Consider the following 22,006-nt stretch of genomic DNA (forward strand, 5'->3'; position numbering starts at 1 on the left):
GCCCCATCTTCGCCTGCTTCTCCGCAATCTTCTGTCTCTCCGTCATGCTCGGGCTTGTCCCGGCCATCTGGGGTGATGCCGTCATGCACTATCTATCATCATGATAATAATGAAAATTCTTGACGATCCAGATCCTCGGGGCAATCCCGAGGATAACGTCGGTGAGTGTTGTCCGTTGCGTCGAGCGAAGTGGATCCGTTGCGAGGCCTGTTTCGCTGTAGACGTCGCGCACTAGTGGGGCGGAGCATGCAGCCGGCCTGGTGCGCATCTTCGCAACTCGGTCTCACTTTCATCCCCTTGCAATTTGGAACGATCTAAATTATGCCCTGTCCTCGAACCAAGGAGGAGGTTTCCATGCCGACAGTCAACCTGCCGGGCGCGGACGGCAGCATCGCGCCCTACACGCTGACCGGAACGCCGACCGAGCGTCCGAAGGCCCCGCCGGCTTTCAACCGCATCGCCTATGCGGCCGCCCACGTGGTCTCCGATCCATTGCGCGAGACCCGTCCCTGGGAGGCGCCTGCGATCGACTGGGAGGCGACGCTGGCGTTCCGGCATCACCTGTGGTCGCTCGGCTTTCGCATCGCCGAGGCGATGGACACGGCCCAGCGCGGCATGGGGCTCGACTGGGCCGGCGCGCAGGAGCTGATCCGCCGCTCGCTTGCGGAGGCCCGGACGCTGCCCGGCGCCGACCTTGCCTGCGGTGCGGGCACGGACCAGCTCTCGCCGGCCGACACGCGCGCGCTGGACGACGTGATCGCCGCCTATGAAGAGCAGGTCGGCTTCGTCGAAAAGCATGGCGGCCGCGCCATCATGATGGCGAGCCGGGCGCTTGCGCGCGTCGCGCGCTCGCCCGACGACTACCGCAAGGTCTACGGCCGCATTCTCGGGCAGGCCAAGGACAAGGTCGTGCTGCACTGGCTGGGTGACATGTTCGATCCGCAGCTGAAGGGCTACTGGGGCAGCGATCACTTCGAGGGCGCGCTTTCCACTGTCATCTCCATCATCGAGGAAAACAGGGAGAAAGTGGAAGGCATCAAGATTTCGCTGCTCGACAATGCCAAGGAGGTGGCGCTGCGGGACCGGCTGCCCGATGGCGTGCTTTGCTTTACAGGCGACGATTTCAATTACGCCGAGCTGATCGAGGGCGATGGCCGGAAGTACAGCCATGCCCTGCTCGGCATCTTCGACGCGGTGGCACCCCAGGCGTCGATGGCGCTCGCCTGCCTTGCGGCGGGCGATGTCGCGACGTTCCGTTCCGTGATTGCGCCGACCGTGCCGCTGTCGCGGAAGATCTTCGAAGCGCCGACGCAGTATTACAAGGCCGGCGTCGTCTTCCTTGCCTGGCTGAACGGGCACCAGTCGCATTTCACCATGCCGGCCGGCATGCAATCCGCACGCGGCATGCTCCACTATGCCGAAGTTTTCCGGCTTGCCGACCGCGCCCATGTGCTGGACAAGCCGGACCTGGCGGCCGCGCGGATGAAGAGCCTGATGGCGGTGATGGGCGTGGGCGACTAGGCGCAGGGCGGCCATCGCAGGTCCTTGCGCCGTTCGCTCGGCCTGCGCACGAGAGGGCGGGCGGACGGTTCGTCGTCGTGCGCCATGTTGCGGCTCGGCGCAATCTGGGCATTTTGCTTTTCGAGCCGGTGCGCTATCCAGAGCCATGGCAAACGGCAGGAGAGCGAGGATGACGGCTGCGGACGCCCGGATTGGGGAAAGCTGGAAGGGGCCGCTCGCGGCGGAGTTCGAAAGCCCGTACATGGCGGCGCTGAGAAGCTTTCTTATCCGCGAGAAGGAGCAGGGAAAGCGCATCTTCCCAAAGGGGGCGGAATATTTTCGCGCGCTCGACCTGACGCCACTCGAAGAGGTGAAGGTGGTGATCCTCGGACAGGATCCCTATCACGGCGAGGGGCAGGCACACGGGCTCTGCTTCAGCGTCCGGCCGGGCGTGCGCATCCCGCCTTCGCTCGTCAACATCTACAAGGAAATCTCAGCCGACATCGGCATCCCGCCCGCGCGCCACGGCTTTCTCGAGCACTGGGCGCGGCAGGGCGTCCTGTTGCTCAACAGCGTGCTGACGGTGGAAATGGGGCGCGCGGCCTCGCATCAGGGACAGGGCTGGGAACGCTTCACGGATGCGGTGATCCGGGCGGTCAACGAAAACGACCAGCCCGTCGTCTTCATGCTCTGGGGCTCCTACGCGCAGAAGAAGGCCGCCTTCGTGGACCAGGAAAAGCATCTGGTGCTGCGCGCGCCGCATCCCTCGCCATTGTCCGCGCATAGCGGCTTCCTCGGCTGCCGGCATTTTTCCAAGGCGAATGCCTTCCTTGAAAGCCGCGGTCGCACGCCGGTCGACTGGCAGTTGCCCGAACGGGTGGAGTAGGGGGCAAGCCCCCAACGATGTCGTCCGCCGTCATGCAGGGCGGGCCAGCGTCCTTGCGATCAGGTCAAGAACGGCATCCGCATCGATGCCGGTGCAGGCATGCTGGCTCGGGAAATCGTCCCAGTTGCCGGGCGGGAAGGCGCGGCCGTCCGGTTTCTGGATCGTCTGCCCGTCGGCAATGCCGCCTGAGACGACACGGATTACGCCCGAACGCGTGGTGAAGAGTTCGGGTGCGACCAGATAGGCGCAGGCGCAGCTGTCGTGGACGACCATGCCGTCCTTCACGTGGCGGCCGTAGAAATCGATGTAGAGCTGCGAGATGTCGGAGAGGAGTTTCGCACGGGCGCCGCCCTTCTCGACGATCGCGTCGAGCAGCGTGCGCGTCATCACCGTCTTCATCGTCACGTCGAGGCCGACGACGGTCACCTTCCAGGGCGCGGTCATTACCACGTCCGCAGCTTCGGGATCGCCATGGATGTTGGCCTCGGCTGCGGGCGTAATGTTGCCGGGAACGTCGAAGGCGCCGCCCATGATGATGACCTGCTTGACGAGCGTGGCAATCTCCGGGGCCTCCTTCAGCGCGAAGGCGAGGTTCGACATGCGCCCGACGGCGATCAGCGTCACCTCTCCCGGATTTTTCCTGACGGTGTCGATGATGAAGCGGTGCGCCGGCAGCGGATCGACCGGCAGGTCGATCGTTTCGGGAACGTCGATGTTGCCGAGCCCGTCGCGGCCGTGGATCATGACGGGCCAGTCGACCGGATTGCGCATGGGATTGAACGCCTTGCCGTCGCCCATGGCAACCGGGGCGGCAATCTCCCATTCTCGCTTCAGAAACAGCGCGTTGCGCGTCGTCGTCTCGACGGAAGCATTGCCGAAGACGGTAGTGATGCCGATCAGGTCGATATCGGGATGGTGATGCAAGAACAGCAGCGCCATCGCGTCGTCGATGCCGGGATCGGTGTCGAATATGACCTTGTGCATGGAAGAAGGACTTTCGGTGTTACTGGAAGCGCCGGATGGAGAAGGGTTCGAGTTCGGCCCCTGCTGCGCCGGCGAAAAGGTCGGCGACATGGCGCCCGGTGGTGGCGGCGAGCGTCAGGCCGAGATGGCCGTGGCCGAAGGCGAACGCGATACGGGCGTCGCCAGGATGCAGGCCGATGACAGGGATGGAATCCGGCGTCGAGGGGCGGCGGCCCATCCACTCGGTGCCGCCCTCTTCGGGCAGATCGGGCACGTAGCGGCGCATCTTCCGGCGCATGGCGGCGGCGCGCGCATAGTTGGCAGCCGTCTCCGGACGCGCCAGCTCTACGGCGCCGCCCACGCGCAGCATGTTTTCGAAGGGCGTGGCGACGAAGCCGTGTTCGGAGAAGAACACCGGCATTTCCAGCGTCACGGTGGGGTTGACGAAGGTGGTGTTATAGCCGCGCTCGGTTTCGAGCAGTACGTGGAGACCCATGCGCTCGACCAGCGGCCTGGACCAGATACCGGCTGCGACCACCGCCTTGTCGAAAAGGTGGTTGTTCTGCGCTTCGGTTCGCACCGTGATGCCTTGCTCGCCCCAGGTCAGCATGGAGGCGGCCGCGTCGATGAAGGTGGCCCGCTCGCGCAGGACCGCCTGCAGACGACGCAGGAACGTCAGCGGATACTCGAAGGTCTGGTAGCCGTCGTTGTAGATCGCGCCGGCGAAATTGCCCGACAATGCCGGCACCCGCCGCCGCGACTCGGCCGCATCGAGCTTGTCGATGCCGAAGCCGCCGAGGAGGCGGGCGTTTTCGCTCGCACGGGCAAAGGCCTTGTCGCGGGCCGTTTCCGTGTCGAAAACGGTCAGCGCGCCGCCCTGGCGCAGATGGCCGCTGATGCCGGCGATCCGCGCCAGAGCGGTTTGGTCGGCAGCGGCGCTTTTCATCAGGAAGGCCAGCGTAGCTCGGGAGCGCTCCACAGTAGCGGGGCTGGAGGAGCGCAGAAGCTTCATCAGCCAGGGCAGCATCGCGGGCATGTCGCCCCAGCGCAGCGCCAGCGGGCCGAGGGGATCGAGCAGCCAGCGCGGAACGGACAGCAGCATGCCGGGGCTCGCGATCGGGTCGATCTCGGGAATAGCGAGGATGCCCGCATTGCCGACCGAAGCCGGCAGGCCCCCCGCATCGCGCTCGATGATCGTCACCTGATGGCCTCGGTCGAGGAGATGGAGCGCTGTGGCGCAGCCAATGATGCCGCCGCCGACGATGCCGATATGTGCCATGCCTGTCCTGCTCGGTAAATGCGTGGTCCGACGCGAAGCGGCCCTTCTGACCGCGGCGGACGATAGACGGAAAAGAAAATGCTGTCGACCGCGTGCGGGGGCCGTCCGGACAACGCCGGCGGATACCCGGGGCTGTCGGCTGGGGCGCCGGCTGTGACCGGTGTCAGCCGCCCGCGGGCGGGCGGGCGGGCCTGGTGGCGGCAGAGCTGCTTGCGATCGTCTGGCGGAGGAAGGCTGCGACGAAGAGAATGGTCAACGTCACGACGATCGTCGGTGCCGGGGCGCTGTCGAGGAAGAAGCTGACATAGATGCCGGTGAGGGATGCGCCGACGGCAATTGCCACCGCCGCGAGCAGCATCGATCCGAACCGCCGCGTCAGCAGGGCCGCAATCGCGCCGGGCGCGACCAGCAGCGACACCGACAGGATGATGCCGACCGCCTTGAGCGCGCCGACGACCACCAGCGAAATCACCGCGAGCAGGCCGTAGTGCAGCAGGCGGACGGGCAGGCCGATTGCCGCGGCATGCTGCCGGTCGAACGCCTGGACGAGAAGATCCTTGCGGAAGAACAGGATGAAGGCGGCGCAGGCGAGCGCGATCAGGCCCGTTTCCACGAGATCGGGAAGCGTGATGCCGAGCATGTCTCCAAACAGGATGTGGTCGAGATGGACGTCGGATTCGACGGCGACGTAGAGGACGATGCCGAGGCCGAACATGCCGGAAAAGACGATCCCGAGCACCGTATCCTCCTTCACGCGGCTGTTGTTGCGCACGTAGCCGGCGGCCAGGGCGCAGAACAGCCCCGCGACGAAGGCGCCGATCGCAAGGGGAAGGCCCACCACATAGGCGATGACGACGCCGGGCAGCACCGCATGGGAAACCGCATCGCCCATCAGCGACCAGCCCTTGAGCACGAGGTAGCAGGACAGCAGTGCCATCGGCACGGCGATCATCAGCGTGACGGCGAAGGCGTATTGCATGAAGCCCAGCCGGAAGGGCATGACCGCCAGTTCGAGGAATTCGCTCATGCCGGCCCGCCTTTCTGCTCCAGGGCGAGGCGGCCCTTGCGGCGGATCGCGATCATCCCGTGCTTGGGCGCGAAGACGAAGGCTGCGAGGAAGATCAGCGTCTGCAGGACGACGATGATGCCGCCGGTGGCGCCGTCGAGAAAATAGGAGACATAGGCGCCGACAAAGCTGGTACCGGCGCCGAGCAGGGCTGCGATCAGGATGATGCGCTGGAAGCGGTCCGTCAGCAGGTAGGCGGTGGCGCCGGGCGTGACGACCATCGCGATGACCAGGAAGGCGCCGACGGTCTGCAGCGCTGCGACGGTGGAGGCCGCAAGAAGGGTGAAGAACAGGAGCTTCAGCGCCAGCGGCTTCAGCCCGATCGATCGGGCGTGGTTCTCGTCGAAGAAGGTGACCATCAGGTCCTTCCATTTCAAAAGCAGGACGACCAGCGTCACGCCGCCGATGATGGCGAGCTGCAGCGTGTCGGCCGGCGTGATCGCCAGGATGTTGCCGAGCACGATCGTCTGGATGTTCACCGAGGTGGGCGAGAGCGACACCATGAACAGCCCGACGCCGAAGAAGGAGGTGAAGATCATGCCGATGATCGCATCTTCCTTCAGCCTGGTGCGGTGATTGAGGAAGAGCATGGCGCCGGCGGCGAGGCCGCCGGACAGGAAGGCGCCGACGGCGAAGGGCAGGCCCAGCATATAGGCGCCGGCGACGCCCGGCACGATCGCGTGGGAAAGCGCGTCGCCGATCAGCGACCAGCCCTTGAGCATGAGATAGGCGGAAAGAAAGCCGCAGACGCAGCCGACGAGCGCACTGACCCACATGGCGTTGACCATGTAGTCGTAGCCGAAGGGTTCGAGGAGCGTGCTCACTGGTCCGTCTTCTCCGGTTCCGCAGCCGGGCTGCCCTTGGCGCCGTAGATGACGAAGGGACGCTCGTCGTCGCTGATGACCTTGACCTGGCGCGGATCGGCATCCTCGTGCAGATCCTGGCCGGACAGGATGAAATGGCGCAGCACGCCGCCGAAGGCGCGCTCCAGGTTCGCCTCGTTGAACGTCTCGGCTGTCGGGCCGGACGCGATCACGGTGCCCTTGACGAAGACGGTGCGGTCGCAGAAGTCCGGCACGCTGCCGAGATTGTGCGTCGAAACCAGCATCACCCGCCCTTCGTCGCGCAGCGTCCCGAGCAGCTCGACGATCTGTTCCTCGGTGGTGACGTCGACGCCGGTGAAGGGCTCGTCGAGCAGGATCACCTGGCCTTCCTGCGCCAGCGCTCTTGCGAGGAACACACGCTTGCGCTGGCCGCCGGAGAGTTCGCCGATCTGGCGCTTGCGGAAATCGCTCATGTTGACGCGGGCCAGCGCCTCGGCGACCATCTCGTGGTCGTGCCGGGAAGGGATGCGCAGCCAGTTCATGTGCCCGTAGCGCCCCATCATCACCACGTCCTCGACGAGGACCGGGAACGTCCAGTCCACCTCCTCGGCCTGCGGGACGTAGGCGACGAGGTTTTTCTTCAGGGCCTCGCGCACCGGCATGCCGAGGATGGTGACCCTGCCGCCGGCCAGCGGCACGAAACCCATGATCGCCTTGAAAAGGGTGGACTTGCCGCTGCCGTTGACGCCGACGAGCGCCGTGATTGTGCCGCGCGGCACCGAGAAGCTCGCATGCTTGAGCGCGGTCACCCCGGTCCGGTAGGTGACGGTGACGTCTTCCGCCACAATCCCGTCTACCGGCTTGCCGCGGCCCCCCATCATCATCATTGCGAAAGTCCCTTCACGATGGTCTCGGACGTGACGCGCAGCAGGTCGAGGTAGGTGGGCACCGGTCCGTCGATCTCGCTGAGGCTGTCGACGTAGAGGACGCCGCCATAGGCAGCCCCGGTCTCGGCGGCAACCTGTCTGGCGGGCTTGTCGGAAACGGTGCTTTCGGAGAAGACGACATGAATGTCGTGCTCGCGCACGGCATCGATCACCGCCTTGACCTGCTTGGGGGTACCCTGCTGGTCGGCGTTGATCGGCCAGAGGAACAGCTCCTTCAGGCCGAAGTCGCGGGCGAGGTAGGAGAAGGCGCCCTCGCTGGTGACGAGCCAGCGCTTTTCTTCCGGCAGCTTGCCGAGCTCTGCCTTGATCTGTTCCGACAGCGCCCTGATCTTCTCGCCATAGGCCTTGGCGTTCGCCTCATAGACGGCGGCATTTTGCGGATCGATTTCTGTCAACGCCTTGCGGATGTTCTCGACATATATCAGCCCGTTGTCGGGCGACATCCAGGCATGCGGATTGGGCTTGCCGCTGTAGGGGCCTTCGCTAATCCCCATCGGCTCGACGCCATCGGAGACGACGGCGTTCGGGACGTCGTTGAGATTGGCGAGGAACTTCTCGAACCAGCGCTCGAGGTTCAGTCCGTTCCACAGCACCAGCGAGGCGTCCTGCGCCTTGAGGATGTCGCGCGGCGTCGGCTGGTAGTTGTGGATCTCGGCTCCGGGTTTGGTGATCGAGTCCACGACCGCGGCGTCGCCGGCGACATTGCGGGCAATGTCGGCGATGACGGTGAAGGTGGTGATGACCTTCGGCTTTTCCTGTGCCGCTGCAAATGTCGCCCCGCTGAACGTGACAAGTGCTGCGAGGAGGGATTTCAAAATTCCTGAGATCATTGATTGAGACCATACGCTTTTGCAAATGAGTTGCAATAAAATATAGGCGGCAAATTTGAAGTGTCAATGCAATTGCAAATCATTCGCAAATTAGCGTTGCGCGTAACCGGCCGGAGGGACTTTGTTAACCATCGGCAGAGGGAATCCGGCACGGCGGGCTCGTTCTGCAATCTCTTAAGTTTTCGGAAACGGCCGCAGAAATACGGTGGCGGAAGTTCCCGCACGTCCGTTCGGGGCGGCAACCTTCATGTCCAAGAGTAGTGCGTCCCGGTGAAATTTCTCTCCAAGCTGCAGTTGCCGAAGAAGGTGGTCGTCCTTGTCGCGGGCGTCGTCGTTCTAACCGGCGCATCCGGCGCGGTGGCGGTTTTCGTCGGGCGCGACGCGATCCTGGGTCCGTCGGAAGAACGTGTTTCCGGCACCGCCTGCACCACGGTCATGACCCTGCGGCAGAAGCGCGACGGGCAGGAATGGATCCGCCACTACATCCGCTCGACGGCCGAGGACGGCGACGTGCGCATCAAGACCGCTCTTCGCGTGGCGGCCGCGCTCTCCAACAAGGAAGAGGCGGACCTCTATCAGGTGGTGCTTATGGATGAGGCCGGTCCCGCGCTGCGCGCCGACATGCGCGGGCGGGCGATCGGCGCGGAAGTGCTGTTCAGCCGCGATCCCGGCAAGATCTCCGGCATGACCGCGCCATTCCAGGCAAGCGTCATCGATGGAGCGGCCGCCGAAAACGGTGAGTTTTACGGTGAGCGCAAGGCCTTGAGCCTCGCGGAAATCAAGACCATCGTCACGGCGATGACGGACAAGGCAGACTGTCTCGACCCGAACGCTCCCGAGGGAACGGGTGTCGCCGAAAATCATGGCGAAGGTGACGCCGGCCATGCTCCTGCGCATGCGGAAAGCGAAGCCGCACCGCAGGAACACGCGGCCGCCGCGGGCCACTGACGCCTTTTGCTTTCGGCAGACGCCAATTCCCCCGTGAAGACCAGTTTGCCGCACGTGCACTGTTGCGTTTGGCCCTGAAGCACAGCCCGAAGAAGCACAAAAGAAAAGCCCCGCTCGAGGCGGGGCTTCAGGAGCGTTTCGCGCGCTGCCGTACTCGTCAGTCCGCCTTCGCCCGGCGGGCGGGGAAGAGGATGACGTCGCGGATCGAGGGCGCGTTGGTCAGGAGCATGATCAGGCGATCGACGCCGATGCCGAGACCGCCGGCCGGCGGCATGCCCTGGTCGATCGCGTCCAGGAACTCGTCGTCCAGCTGCTTTTCCTTTTCGCCGCGCGCATGGGCCTGTTCGAGCTGCTCGACCATGCGGGCGCGCTGTTCGACCGGATCGTTCAGCTCGGAGAACGCGTTGCCGAGTTCCCAGGTGTTGCAATAGGTCTCGAAGCGTTCCACGAGACGCGGCTCGCCCGGCACTTCCTTGGCGAAGGGCGAGATGTCCTTGGGGAAATGGGTGACGTGGCTCGGCTGGATCAGCGTGCCCTCGACCTTCTCCTCGAAGATGAAGGCGAGGCATTCGCCCCAGGTCCAGTCCTTCTCCACCGCAAAGCCGGCGGCCTTGGCCGCGGCGCGGGCTTCCTCATCGGTCTTGATCGCGAGGAAGTCGATGCCGGTTACTTCCTTGACGGCATCGGGCATCGGCACGCGCTTGAACGGGCCCTTGAAGGAGATTTCCTTGTCGCCATAGGCGAACTCGGTCGAGCCGTGGATCTTCACTGCAAGCTCGGCGAACAGGCGCTCCACGAGGTCCATGATGTCCTCGTAGTCGGCATAGGCCCAGTAGCATTCCATCATGGTGAATTCGGGATTGTGCCGAGTGGACACGCCCTCATTGCGGAAGTTGCGGTTGATCTCGAACACCTTGTCGGTGAGGCCGGAGACTAGCGTGCGCTTCAGGTACAGCTCCGGCGCGATGCGCAGGAACATGTCCAGCTTCAACGTGTTGTGGTGCGTCTTGAAGGGCTCGGCCGTCGCACCGCCATAGACGGAGTGCAGCATCGGAGTCTCGACTTCCATGAAGCCGTCGTTCTCCATGAAGCGGCGGATGCCGGAAATGATCTTCGAGCGCTGCTGGAAGCGCAGCTTGGATTCCTCGTTGGTCATGATGTCGAGATGGCGCTTGCGATAGCGGATCTCGATGTCGGAGACGCCGTGCCACTTTTCAGGCATCGGCAGCAGCGACTTCGTCAGCATGGTGATTTCCCGCGCGTTGATCGAGAGCTCGCCGCGCTTGGTGCGGCGCACCGTGCCGGTCACACCGATGATGTCGCCGATGTCGATCATCGACAGCATGTTGCGGGCTTCTTCCGGCGTCACGTCTTTGTGGCTGAAGATCTGGATCTTGCCCGACGCGTCGTGGATGTCCATGAACATGCCGGAATTGCGCGAGGAATAGACCCGGCCGGCAACGGTGACGACGTCCTGGGTCTCGGTGTCTGGCTCCAGGTTCTCGTATTTCGTCGCCAGATCCGCATTGGTGATCGTGCGATGGAAATGCGCCGGATAGACGTCGCCGATCTGCTCGCGCAGCAGGTCGAGCTTCTGGCGGCGCACTTCGGCGGCGTCGGAGGAAAGGGCGGTTTCGGTCTTGGTATCGGTCATGTCGTTCAAAATCCTATCGCAGGTTCGCGTGTCTGCGGTTTGCCTTTCGCCCTGGCCCCTGCAAGCGGTGAGCACGGACCGGGCGTTCGCGGCTTTGTCCTTCTCCCCGTCAGCATGGGGAGAAGGTGCCGGCAGGCGGATGAGGGGCATTCCCCCGATTTACTTCCCGCTTCCCGTCATGGAAGCCACCACCTTGGCGGCGACCTTCAGGCGCTGGCGGACGACGGAACGGCCGAGGATGGCCATCGAATCGAAGAGCGGCAGCGAGCGCGACGAGCCGGACACGGCAACGAACAGCGGCGCCAGCACCACCTTGAGCTTCTTGCCCATGCGGTCGGCGATCGCGCGCAGTTCGGCCTCGATGCTTTCGACGTTCCACTCGAAGATCTTCTCGAGATCCGGCTGGACCGTGTCGAGGATCTCCAGAATCTCCTCCGGCGTGGACTTCACCTTGGCGAAGGCCGACGGCTCCAGTCCGAGGTCGGACTTCAGCAGGAAGCCGGCAAGGTCGGGCAGTTCGCCGAGCTTGGTGATGCGCGACTGGGAAAGCTTCAGGCCGTCCTTCAGGCGATCGTTCTCCATTGCCCAGGTCAACACCCGTGCTGCGAATTCCTCTTCCGAGAGCTTCTCGCGGAGCCAGCGGCCGTTCAGCCAGTCGAGCTTCTGGATGTCGAAGATGGCGCCCGACTTCGACAGGTTGTCGGGATCGAACTTCTCCGACAGCTCCTGCATCGTCATCAGTTCCTCGCCTTCGGCGATCTGGATGAAGAACAGGCCGAGGAAGTTCATCAGCGCTTCCGGCATGTAGCCGAGCGCGGAGTAGTAGGAGATCGAGGTCGGGTTCTTGCGTTTCGACAGCTTCGACTTGTCGGCGTTGCGCATCAGGGAAAGATGCATGAACGTCGGCTCGTCCCAGCCGAAATAGCGGTAGAGCAGAATGTGCTTCGGCACCGACGCCAGCCATTCCTCGCCGCGCGCCACATGGGTGATCTTCATCAGGTGGTCGTCGATGACGTTCGCCATGTGGTAGGTGGGCATGCCGTCGCCCTTGATGAGCACCTGCATGTCGACGCTGTCCCACGGGATCGAGACGTCGCCATAGACGCCGTCGGTGAAGTCGCAGGAGCCTTCGGCCGGAATCTTCATGCGGACGACGGAGCTTTCGCCCGCCGCCATCTTGGCGGTCACTTCCTCGGCCGACAGGTGTAGGCAAAGTCCGTCATACTTCGGCTGCTTGCCCTCGGCACGCTGCGCATTGCGCATCTGCTCGAGCCGCTCGGGCGTGCAGAAGCAGCGGAAGGCATGGCCCTTGTCCAGCAGTTCCTGCGCGTAGGGCTGGTACATGTCCTTGCGGTCGGACTGGCGATACGGACCGTAGGGGCCGCCGATATCGGGGCCTTCGGACCAGTCGAGCCCGCACCACTTGAGAGCGTCCAGCACCTTGGTCTCGAATTCCGGCGTCGAGCGGGTCGCATCGGTGTCCTCGATGCGCAGGATGAAGGTGCCGTTGTGCTTCTTGGCGAAGAGGTAGTTGAACAGCGCGATATAGGCGGTGCCGACATGGGGTTCGCCGGTGGGGGAGGGTGCGATGCGGACGCGTACGGGGGCGTTCGTCGTGGAAGTGCTCATGTTTTCGGCCCGGTCGAAATGCTGTGATGCTGTCCCGCGGAGGGATTTCCGCGTGATCGGCTCATGCTTTTAGGGAGGGAAAGCCCGGTTTACCGCCAATTTTGCGGCCAAAATGAAGCTTTCCGTTTGGGCTGGGGTGAGACCACATTCGCCCCGGCGCGTCAAGGGGCGCGCTCGCTTCGCCACTGTTCCAGCCGTCAGGTCCCGCGAGGCGCTTCAGTTCACCGGCCAGACATAGAGCAGCGCCGGGACGCTGACGAGGACGATCATCAGCGAAAGCGGCAGGCCCAGGCGCGGATAGTCGCTGAACCGGTAGCCGCCCGGACCCATCACCAGTGTGTTGCACTGGTGCCCGATGGGGGTGAGAAAGTCGCAGCCGGCGCCGATCGCGACCGCCATCAGGAATGCTTCCGGCCGGTAGTCAAGGGCGGAGGCGAAGCTGACGGCGATCGGCGCCATGACCAGAACCGTGGCGGCATTGTTGAGGAAGGGCGTGACGGCCATCGCCGTCAGCAGGATCATTGCCAGCGCGCCGTAGGCCGGCAGGCCCGAGGCGACGCTGCCGAGCCAGCCGGCGATGAGTTCGCTGCCCCCCGTCGAGCGCAGCGTATCGGCGACGGGAATCAGCGCTGCCAGCATGACGAGGATCGGCCCGTCGACGGCGCGGTAGGCGTCTGCCAGCGGGATGACGCGCAGCAGGAGCATGGCGACTGCGGCGGCGAAGAAGGCTGTGGCGACCGGGATCGTGCCGGTCGCGCTTGCGATCATTGCCGCGGCAAGCACGAGGAGCGGCACATAGGCGCGCCGCTTGGTGCCGAGCAGGATCTGCCTTTGCGCCAGCGGCAGCAGGCCCAGTTCCTGCAGCGTCGCCGGCAGCGTCTTCATGCCACCCTGTACCATCAGCATGTCGCCGGGCGCGAGCGTCACCTCGCTCAGCCGCTCGGAAAGGCGCTTTCCCTGCCGGTTCACGGCCAGCAGGTTGATGCCGTAGCTGTGAAACAGGGCGAGCCTGCGGGCGGAAAGGCCGGCAAGACGGGAATCCGTCGAGACCACCACTTCGACGGCGGCGATGTCCTCGCCGGCGGCGGGCGCCTGCTGCATAGGCTTGCCGGACAGCTTGAGGCCGGCGGCCTCCGTCACCTGGTCGAGCGCCGTCGGCGTTCCCTCCAGAAGAAGTGTGTCGCCGGCCTTGACCGTGACGTCCGGCAGCGGCGCCATGCGGCTACCGTCGCGAATGATCGCGGTCGCGGCGATGTCGCCATGGCCGGGCTTGAGCACCGCGTTCAGAGACTTGCCGACTGCGCCGGATTCTTTCGTCACCGTTGCGTCGGACGAGTAGGTGCCGAGTTCGAGCGCTTCGTCCAGCGACGGGTTCTGGTTGGTGCGCACGGGCACGAGCTTGTGAAGGGCGAGCAGGAAAAGGATGCCGGCCACCGTCAGGATGCCGCCGACCGGGGTGAAGTCGAACATGGTGAAGCTCTCGCCCGTAATCTCCTGTCGCATGCGGGAGACGACGATGTTCGGCGAGGTGCCGATCTGCGTCATCAGTCCGCCGAGCAGGGCAGCGAAGGCCATGGGCATCAGATAGCGCGAAACCGGTACCCCGGATCGGCGCGAGAACTGGAAGGCCATCGGCATCATGATGGCGAGCGCGCCGATGTTCTTGATGAAGGCGGACATGACAGCGACGGCGACCAGCAAGAGCACCATCTGCGGCATGAAGGCCGACATGTTCGGGAAGAAGCGTTGGACTGCCCGGTTGATGATGCCCGATCGCGCCACGGCGGCGCTGACCACAAGAGCGCTGCCGACGATGATGACGATATCGTCGCTGAAGCCGGAAAACGCCTTGTCGAAGGGGACGATGCCGGCGGCAATGGCGATCAGCAGCGCAAGGCAGGCCACGACGTCGTAGCGCAGTCTGCCCCAGACGAACGCCGCCATCATCGCAAGAATGATCGCGAACGACAAGATTTGCGGTGTCGACATTATGACCCCCGGGCTTGCCGGCGCGGGGCGTCGGCGGGACAGGAATTCGCTTCTTTAGAAATGGTTCCGGAACCTTTTCCAGGCCCGGTCATTGTGGTCGCAGGAGGCGTGGCCGTGTCAACCGGACATGACGGGAATGGAGAACACGGGAATTTTTCCGGTTTCTTCCTGTGGCCAACGCAACGGCAGTCGAGCTTCTTACCCGTTCGGCCTGCGCCTTCTGCTTCCCGTAGACTGAAAGGCCGGCGAGCATCGTCTCGCCGGCCATTTTTTCGTGTGACTTTCGCTGCGGGCCGGCCTCCGGCCCGTCAATGCATCGCGCGTTTTTCCGCCTTCGCTTTCAGCCTCGCATTGCGTGAAAGCGTATTCAGGACTTCCACCAGCGCGGAGAATGCCATCGCCGCATAGATGTAGCCCTTGGGAACGTGGAAGCCCATGCCCTCGGCGATCAGCGTGGTGCCGATCATCAGCAGGAATGCCAGCGCCAGCATGACGATGGTCGGGTTCTTCTCGATGAAGTTCGCAAGCGGGGTGGCTGCGACCAGCATGACGGTGACCGCCACGAGCACGGCCACGACCATGATCGGCAGGTGCGGGGTCATGCCGACGGCGGTGATGATGCTGTCGACCGAGAAAACGAGGTCCAGGAGCAGGATCTGGCCGATCGCAGCGCCGAAGGAGGCGTTTGCCGTCGAGGCGATGAAGTCCTCGTCGTGGTCGGCCGGGTCGACGTTGTGGTGGATCTCCTTCGTCGCCTTCCACACCAGGAAGAGGCCGCCGGCGATCAGGATCACATCCTTCCAGGAGAAGCCGTGCCCGAAGAGCTCGAATACCGGAGTCGTCAGCTTGACGATCCAGGCGACGGTTCCCAGCAGTGCCAGCCGCATGACGAGTGCCAGGCCGATGCCGACGCGGCGTGCGGTTTCCCGCTGGTCGGGGGGAAGCTTGTTGGTGAGGATGGAGATGAAGATCAGGTTGTCAATGCCAAGGACCACTTCCATGACGATCAGCGTCAAAAGGGCAATCCATGCTTCTGGGCTCTGCATCAGGGCCAGGATGCTGTCCATCCGGTATCTTCCTCTCGGTTTCGGGCGTCGAATGACGCTGATATGTATGGAGAACCGGGAGGGTTGCAAGACGTCGCCGACGGACGAACACAGATTTGCGCGCAAACAGCCGCCGCCGAGCGGGCGATCCGTTTGCCGTTCACCGCAACGGTCGCGCGCGATGGCGGGCGTTCAGCCGTCGAAATCTATGCCGGGCGGCGCGCCGAGGGGCGTTCAGTTGTGCGCCGCATCGTAGGCGGCGAGAAAGACCCGGATGCCGCCGTCGACGATGCGCTCGATCTCGGATGGCGGCGGCGGCGCGTCCATTGTGCCGAAGAGACGATACTTGAAGAAGCCGACGGTCGCGAGCTCGAGAAACTGCCGGGCCGCCAGTTCCGGGTCGTCGATCACGAGCGTCCCCTTGGCGACCTGGCGTTCGAGATAGCCCTTGAGGACCGACACCGGGTTCATCGGCGTCGCGGACAGGAAGGTGCAGGCAAGGTTCGGCATGCGCTGATTGACGGAAATGACCATGCGTATCGCCTTGATGGTGTATTCCGAGGTCAGGTGCGTGGCAAAGAGGATGCCGAAGCTGCGCAGTGCTTCCCGGACGGAGACGCCCCCATCAAGCGCATGCCGGGCGGATTCGGTGATCCGGTAGCGCTCGCGCTGGATCAATTCGGCGAAGAGGTCTTCCTTGTTCTCGAAGTAGACATAGATGGTGCCTTTCGAGACGCCGGCGGCACGGGTGATGTCGTTCATGCTCGCCGCGTCGAAGCCCTGTTCCATGAAAACGCGTTTGGCGCCGTCGAGAATTTGCTCACGCTTGACCGGGTCCTCCCCGGCGACGCGACGTCCGGCAGGGGGTGTCGCGCAATCCTCGTGACAAACTTTCGATACGTCCGTTTCCATAGCGTTATCTATGAAGCCTCCTTGCTGCAGTTTTCGAACCGCTCGGTTCGATTTGATCTTGATATGAAGCAGAAATAGGACTATGTCAAATCGAACCGAACGGTTCAGTTCAGTTTGATATTGCTTCTTTCCCTAAATATGCCGGGTATCCCGATGTCGGTCTCGAAGAGTTCCAGCAAAGCCAAGGTCCGCCCCGTCGACGATGATTTCGTTCCCGAGGCGGCAGACGTTCAGCCGGCAGCGGAAGCGCCCCAGCCGGCCGGCCCGGCAAAGGCCGAGCCCGCGCCGCAGGGGCCTGCAGTGTCGGAAGCTTCCCCGCCCGCCAAGTCCGGCGGCAAGCGCTTTGTCCTGCCGGTGCTGCTGCTTGCGCTTCTCGCCGGCGGTGCCGCCTATGGCTACGAATGGTGGACGAACGGCCGCTTCATGGTCTCGACCGACGACGCCTATGTCCAGGGAGACATCGCGACGATCTCGCCGAAGGTGACGGGCTATGTCGCCCAGGTCAATGTCTCGGCCAACCAGTCGGTCAAGGCGGGCGACGTGCTCGTGACGCTGGACGACGGTGACTATCGCAACGCGCTGGACCAGGCCAACGCGCAGATCGCGACCGCGAGGCTGTCGCTCGGCCGCATCGATGCGCAGATCGACGGCGCCAAGGCCTCGCTCACCCAGGCAGAAGCGCAGAAGGCTGCGCTTGAGGCGTCTGTTCGCGGCGCGGAGATCAACCAGGGCCGCGCCAGCACGCTGCAGTCGAAGTCGGTCGGAACGACCGCCGAACTCGACAGCGCCAATGTTGCGCTCGATCAGGCGAAAGCCAATCTGGCGGGCGGCGAGGCGACGATCGTCTCGGCCAGGGCGAACATCGCGCTGCTGGAAGCCCAGTACAGGGAGACCGAGGGTACGATCCGCACGCTCGAGCTGCAGCGCGACAAGGCCGCGCGCGACCTCGGCTTCACCGTCCTGAAGGCGCCCTATGACGGCGTCGTCGGCAACCGGTCCGTCCAGGTCGGCGATCTCGTTTCGCCGGGCCAGCGGCTGATGGCGCTGGTGCCGACGCGCGAGCTCTACATCGACGCCAACTTCAAGGAGACGCAGATCGCGCACCTGGTTCCCGGTTCGAAGGTCAACGTCCACGTGGACGCCTATGACGACCATCCGATCCAGGCGACCGTGGAGTCGATCGCGCCCGCCTCCGGCTCGGTGTTCTCGCTGCTGCCGCCGGAAAATGCGACCGGCAACTTCACCAAGATCATCCAGCGGGTGCCGGTGCGCATCGCGCTGCCGCAGGATGCGCTCGACAGCGGCCGCCTTCGGGCCGGCCTGAGCGTCGTCGTCGACGTCGATACCCGCACGGCTCCAGAGGCAGGCACCGTTGCGGCAAAGTGAATGCTGCGCGCCCGCTTGGGCGTGCAGCATTCTCCCATCCGCTGCGCCGCCCAAAGGTTGCGCAGGTCGAAACTGAAGTCTTGAAACGGCGCATCCGCCCCTTCGGCATCCTTCCGGGTGCTGCGGCGATGCTGTGCCAGCGGAGCAGGGCATGTCTGCCACCACCACACTACCGGGCAAGGGCATAGCGCCCGCGACCCCGGCAGCCGAAACCATGGACCCGCGGCGGATGATCGCCTTCATCGCCATGGTGATCGGCATGTTCATGGCGATCCTGGACATCCAGGTGGTGTCGGCGTCGCTTTCCGAAATCCAGGCGGGCCTCAGCGCCGGCTCGGACGAGATCGCCTGGGTCCAGACGGCCTATCTGATCGCGGAAGTGATCATGATCCCGCTGTCGGGCACGCTCGCCCGGATCGTCTCGACCCGCTATCTCTTCGCCTTTTCCGCCGCCGGCTTCACGCTTGCCAGCATCCTGTGCGCCACCGCGACGAACATCGAGCAGATGATCGTCTACCGTGCCCTGCAGGGCTTCATCGGCGGCGGCATGATTCCCTCGGTGTTCGCCGCGGCGTTCACGATCTTCCCGCCCTCGAAGCGTAGCGTGGTGAACCCGATCATCGGCCTCATCGCGACGCTCGCCCCCACCATCGGCCCGACTGTCGGCGGCTATCTCAGCCATGCCTTTTCCTGGCACTGGCTGTTTCTGATCAACGTCATTCCCGGCATCATCGTGACGGTGGTCGCATGGAACTTCATCGATTTCGACAAGCCCGAGATGTCGCTCTTGAAGAGGTTCGACTGGATGGGCCTGGCGGCAATGGCTGTGTTCCTGGGTTCGCTGGAATATGTGCTGGAGGAGGGCAACGCCAACGACTGGTTCAATGACGAACACATCGTCATGGGCGCCATCGCCTGCGCAATTGGGGCTGCGCTGTTCTTCTTCCGCGCCTTCAGGGTGGAATTCCCCGTGGTCGATCTCAGGGCGTTCGCAGACCGAAACTTCGCGTTCGGCTCGATGTTCTCCTTCATCATGGGCATAGGCCTCTACGGTCTGACCTACCTCTACCCGGTCTATCTCGGTCGCATTCGCGGCTACGATTCGCTGATGATCGGCGAGACGATGTTCGTTTCGGGGCTGGCGATGTTCTTCACCGCGCCCGTCGCCGGAATCCTGTCCGCCAAGCTCGATCCGCGCGTGATGATGTCGGTTGGATTCATCTCCTTCGGCGCCGGTACCTACATCATGACCGGGCTGACCGCGGACTGGGACTTCTACGAGCTGTTCATCCCGCAGATCCTGCGCGGCGTCGGCCTGATGCTCTGCATGGTGCCGATCAACAATATCGCGCTCGGAACCCTGCCGCCGGCGCGCGTACGCAACGCTTCGGGCCTCTACAACCTGACCCGAAACCTCGGCGGCGCCGTCGGCCTTGCGATCATCAACCTGCTTTTGACGACGCGCCAGGACGTGCACTACATGCGCCTGCGCGAGCACGTCAACTGGGGCAGTCCGGAAGCCGTCGAGCGGCTCAGCGACATGGCGGCCAATTACACGGCGCACGGACTGGACGGCGCGACCGCGGCGATCAAGCAGTTGGTCGGGCTGGTGCAGCGCGAGGCGATGATTATGGCCTTCAGCGACGTGTTCATGTTCCTGACGGTGCTGTTTGCCGGCATGCTCTTCTGCGTGGTGCTGATCAAGAAGCCGCAGGCAAACGCCGGCGGCGGCGGCCATTGATGCTTGCCGGCGCGCGGGACTGTACCTGCGCGCGACTTCGGGTAGGATGCCAGCCGCGAGCATGACGATCCGGTGAAGGCATGGCATCTTATCCACCCCCTGTTTTCTCCCGCCGCATCCTCCTTGGCACGGCTGCCGGGCTGGGTGCGGCCAGCCTCTTGCGCGGCGTACCCGGAAGCGCCCAGACGCAAGACCAGATGCAGCCCACAGCCCTGCCCGCAAGGCCCAGGATCGACGCGACCTTCATCTTCGCCGCCGATGTGCATGCCTGCCTGGTCACCGCGGACGCGTTGAGCCCCAATTGCGAGGCGGAAGGCAAGACCGATGCAAACCTCGTGCGCCACGTGCGCGCGCTCAACGCGCTGGAGGAGAAGGACTGGCCGAAGGCGATCGACGGCGTGCCGACCGGCCTGGAAAGCGCCGGCAAGCCGATCGGCCGACCGCTTGGCGTCGTCATGGGCGGCGACATGACCGATGACGGCGGCGGTCAGCTGAAGCTGCCGGGCGAGGGGTGGCAGTTGCAGCAGTTCGCCAACCGCTACCGTCAGGGCGGCGCGCCGGGGCAGCTCCGCTTTCCCGTCTATGCGGGCCTTGGAAACCACGATCTCGATCAGGACGGCGTGCCGCCCCATACCGATTTCTATCGGCGGGAAATGCGCGACTACGTGGAAATGAACCACCGCAGCTCGGTGTTCTACAAGCCGCCGGTGCCGGTGACGAACTTCCACGTCGCCTCCGACAATTACTCGTGGGACTGGGGCGGCTTGCATCTGGTGCAGTTGCAGCGCTTCGGCGGCGACCAGACGAAAAACGCGATCAGCGGCCTCGCCTGGCTGAAGGACGACCTTGCGACCTATGCCGCGGACGGACGCCCGGTCGTTCTGTTCCAGCACTACGGATGGGATCCGTTCTCGCTCGAAAAATGGGATCCCGCGGCCCACACCTTCGACGATCACGGAGCCGGCGCGGCTCACTGGTGGAGCGAGGACGACCGGCAGGCGCTGCTTGCGACGATCGCGGGATACAACGTCGTCGCCGTCTTCCACGGCCACGAACATCCGACGCCGATGATCTACCGCGCCGAAGGGCTCGACCTCGTCAAGCCGGTCGCCTCCTATATGGGCGGCTTCGCCGTCGCCCGCGTGCGGGACCACCTGTTCGAGGTGGTGCTGGGAAGGGCCTATGGCGACCGCGGCGAGGTCGTCTTCACTCATGCCTTCAGCAAGCCGTTGACCGGCTGAAACAGGCGGCAGAGCCGCCGCCGCATGCCACCAGCCACTTTTTGATTTACGTACATCAAAAAAGCCGCTAAAGGTCGCCGCGGAGGAATTCATGCGACCGACGGTTCACGACATCGCCGCCAGCGCGGGCGTCAGCCTTGCGACGGTTGACCGGGTGCTCAACGCCCGGCCCGGCGTGCGCGCGGTCACGCGCGCCAAGGTCGAGGCTGCGATCGAGCGCCTCGGTTACGTCCGTGACGTGGCGGCCGCCAACCTTGCCAAGGGGCGGATCTATCCGCTGGTCTTCATCATCCCCGAGGGCGAAAACCCGTTCATGCGCGGGCTCGAGGCCGAGGTCCGGCAGGCGATGGACCGCGTGACGTTCGATCGCACCAGCATCTCCGTCGTCAACGTGCCGCCCTTCGACGCCCACGCGCTGGCGGCGGCGATCGATGCGGCCGTCGCGGGCGAAGTGGCGGGCATTGCCGCCGTCGCCGTCGATGCGCCCGAAGTCGTTGACGCGATCGACCGTGCGCATGCCGAAGGCGTCGCCTTCGTGACGCTGGTGTCCGACCTCGCCTCTTCAAGGCGCGACCATTTCTGCGGGGTCGACAACGTTGCCGCCGGCCGCACGGCGGGTTCGCTGATGGCCCGTTTTCTGGGCGACAGGGAGGGGCCGGTCGCAGTCCTCGCCGGCTCGATGCGGGTGCGCGACCATAGCGAGCGCCTTTCCGGATTCTCCGCGGTGATGGCTGAAGCGGGGTGCGGCCGGCATGTTCTCGACGTGCTGGAGGGGCAGGATGATCCGGTGCGTGCGCGTGCGCTTGTCGCCCGCTGCCTCGCCGAATTTCCGGGGCTTGCCGGCATCTACAGCCTTGGCGCCGGCAATGCCGGCCTTGTTGCCGCACTCGAGGCGGCCGGCCGGCCCGGGCTTTGCGTCATCGCGCACGAATTGACGCCCCCGACGCGGGCGGGGCTCGAAAGCGGTATCGTCGACGCCGTGCTGCACCAGGACGCCGGCCACGAGGTGCGCAGCGCCATCCGCGTGCTGCGCGCCAAGGCCGACGGCATGAAGCCCGTCGCCGCGCAGGAGCGCATCAGGATCGACATCTTCATCAAGGAGAACCTGCCGCCGCCGGATCCGGAGACGGGCACGGCGCTGGCAGGCGAAGGCTAGGAGGAGCCC

18 protein-coding genes are annotated in these 22,006 nt (G+C 64.5%); 7 read left to right on the forward strand and 11 right to left on the reverse strand.

Annotated elements, in window-relative coordinates; translation table 11 throughout:
• Positions 1-354 precede the first annotated feature (354 nt).
• Together CRO48_RS05265 and ung are read left to right on the forward strand one after the other, a co-directional pair.
• Complete coding sequence (locus tag CRO48_RS05265; RefSeq protein ID WP_097137006.1) at positions 355-1,521, forward strand: dihydrodipicolinate synthase family protein; 1,167 nt, start codon at positions 355-357, stop codon at positions 1,519-1,521.
• Between the two features lie 169 nt (positions 1,522-1,690).
• Positions 1,691-2,386, forward strand: coding sequence for a uracil-DNA glycosylase (ung, locus tag CRO48_RS05270; RefSeq protein ID WP_097137008.1), 696 nt, complete (start codon positions 1,691-1,693; stop codon positions 2,384-2,386).
• Between the two features lie 30 nt (positions 2,387-2,416).
• Here the strand turns inward: ung and CRO48_RS05275 are convergent, their stop codons facing one another.
• The 6 genes from CRO48_RS05275 to CRO48_RS05300 all read right to left on the reverse strand — a co-directional run bounded on the left by CRO48_RS05275 (position 2,417) and on the right by CRO48_RS05300 (position 8,295).
• Entirely contained in the window at positions 2,417-3,370 is a 954-nt protein-coding gene (locus tag CRO48_RS05275) for a nucleoside hydrolase (protein ID WP_097137010.1), read from the reverse strand.
• Positions 3,371-3,389: 19 nt separating this feature from the next.
• Positions 3,390-4,628, reverse strand: coding sequence for an NAD(P)/FAD-dependent oxidoreductase (locus CRO48_RS05280; protein ID WP_097137012.1), 1,239 nt, complete (start codon positions 4,626-4,628; stop codon positions 3,390-3,392).
• Positions 4,629-4,791: 163 nt separating this feature from the next.
• Positions 4,792-5,655: a metal ABC transporter permease gene (locus CRO48_RS05285; RefSeq protein ID WP_097137014.1), complete on the reverse strand. Its 864-nt coding sequence runs from the start codon at positions 5,653-5,655 to the stop codon at positions 4,792-4,794.
• Positions 5,652-6,482 (reverse strand): metal ABC transporter permease, encoded by an 831-nt coding sequence (locus CRO48_RS05290; protein ID WP_097137491.1) that lies wholly within the window; start codon positions 6,480-6,482, stop codon positions 5,652-5,654. Before CRO48_RS05290 ends, CRO48_RS05285 begins: the two co-directional genes overlap by 4 nt.
• Before the next feature lie 32 nt (positions 6,483-6,514).
• A complete protein-coding gene (locus CRO48_RS05295; RefSeq protein ID WP_280952645.1) occupies positions 6,515-7,399 on the reverse strand; it encodes a manganese/iron ABC transporter ATP-binding protein in 885 nt (294 codons plus the stop codon).
• Between the two features lie 2 nt (positions 7,400-7,401).
• Positions 7,402-8,295 (reverse strand): metal ABC transporter substrate-binding protein, encoded by an 894-nt coding sequence (locus CRO48_RS05300; RefSeq protein ID WP_097137016.1) that lies wholly within the window; start codon positions 8,293-8,295, stop codon positions 7,402-7,404.
• A gap of 270 nt (positions 8,296-8,565) precedes the next feature.
• Here CRO48_RS05300 and CRO48_RS05305 point away from each other — a divergent pair, with 270 nt between their 5' ends.
• Positions 8,566-9,243, forward strand: coding sequence for a hypothetical protein (locus tag CRO48_RS05305; protein WP_097137018.1), 678 nt, complete (start codon positions 8,566-8,568; stop codon positions 9,241-9,243).
• A 157-nt stretch (positions 9,244-9,400) separates the two neighbouring features.
• On the opposite strand, the gene lysS is transcribed toward CRO48_RS05305, so the two are convergent.
• From lysS to CRO48_RS05330, 5 genes are all read right to left on the reverse strand, one after another.
• Positions 9,401-10,897 carry a lysine--tRNA ligase gene (gene lysS, locus CRO48_RS05310; RefSeq protein ID WP_097137494.1) on the reverse strand — a complete coding sequence of 499 codons (1,497 nt, stop codon included), beginning with the start codon at positions 10,895-10,897 and terminating at the stop codon, positions 9,401-9,403.
• Between the two features lie 159 nt (positions 10,898-11,056).
• The gene (gene gltX, locus CRO48_RS05315) at positions 11,057-12,526 is read right to left on the reverse strand and encodes a glutamate--tRNA ligase (protein ID WP_097137020.1); all 1,470 of its coding nucleotides are present in this window, start codon (positions 12,524-12,526) and stop codon (positions 11,057-11,059) included.
• A 216-nt stretch (positions 12,527-12,742) separates the two neighbouring features.
• A complete protein-coding gene (locus CRO48_RS05320) occupies positions 12,743-14,515 on the reverse strand; it encodes an SLC13 family permease (RefSeq protein WP_097137022.1) in 1,773 nt (590 codons plus the stop codon).
• A gap of 308 nt (positions 14,516-14,823) precedes the next feature.
• Positions 14,824-15,582: a TerC family protein gene (locus tag CRO48_RS05325; RefSeq protein ID WP_097137023.1), complete on the reverse strand. Its 759-nt coding sequence runs from the start codon at positions 15,580-15,582 to the stop codon at positions 14,824-14,826.
• 213 nt (positions 15,583-15,795) lie between these two features.
• Complete coding sequence (locus CRO48_RS05330; protein ID WP_097137025.1) at positions 15,796-16,473, reverse strand: TetR/AcrR family transcriptional regulator; 678 nt, start codon at positions 16,471-16,473, stop codon at positions 15,796-15,798.
• 153 nt (positions 16,474-16,626) lie between these two features.
• Here CRO48_RS05330 and CRO48_RS05335 point away from each other — a divergent pair, with 153 nt between their 5' ends.
• The 4 genes from CRO48_RS05335 (at position 16,627) to CRO48_RS05350 (ending at position 21,997) form a co-directional block, all read left to right on the forward strand.
• The gene (locus CRO48_RS05335; protein WP_097137027.1) at positions 16,627-17,859 is read left to right on the forward strand and encodes an HlyD family secretion protein; all 1,233 of its coding nucleotides are present in this window, start codon (positions 16,627-16,629) and stop codon (positions 17,857-17,859) included.
• A gap of 151 nt (positions 17,860-18,010) precedes the next feature.
• A complete protein-coding gene (locus tag CRO48_RS05340) occupies positions 18,011-19,600 on the forward strand; it encodes a DHA2 family efflux MFS transporter permease subunit (protein ID WP_097137029.1) in 1,590 nt (529 codons plus the stop codon).
• Between the two features lie 80 nt (positions 19,601-19,680).
• Positions 19,681-20,841, forward strand: coding sequence for a metallophosphoesterase (locus CRO48_RS05345; RefSeq protein WP_097137031.1), 1,161 nt, complete (start codon positions 19,681-19,683; stop codon positions 20,839-20,841).
• Between the two features lie 91 nt (positions 20,842-20,932).
• A complete protein-coding gene (locus tag CRO48_RS05350) occupies positions 20,933-21,997 on the forward strand; it encodes a LacI family DNA-binding transcriptional regulator (RefSeq protein WP_097137033.1) in 1,065 nt (354 codons plus the stop codon).
• Positions 21,998-22,006 lie beyond the last annotated feature (9 nt).

It is taken from the genome of Rhizobium subbaraonis (assembly GCF_900220975.1).
Lineage (GTDB): Bacteria > Pseudomonadota > Alphaproteobacteria > Rhizobiales > Rhizobiaceae > Mycoplana > Mycoplana subbaraonis.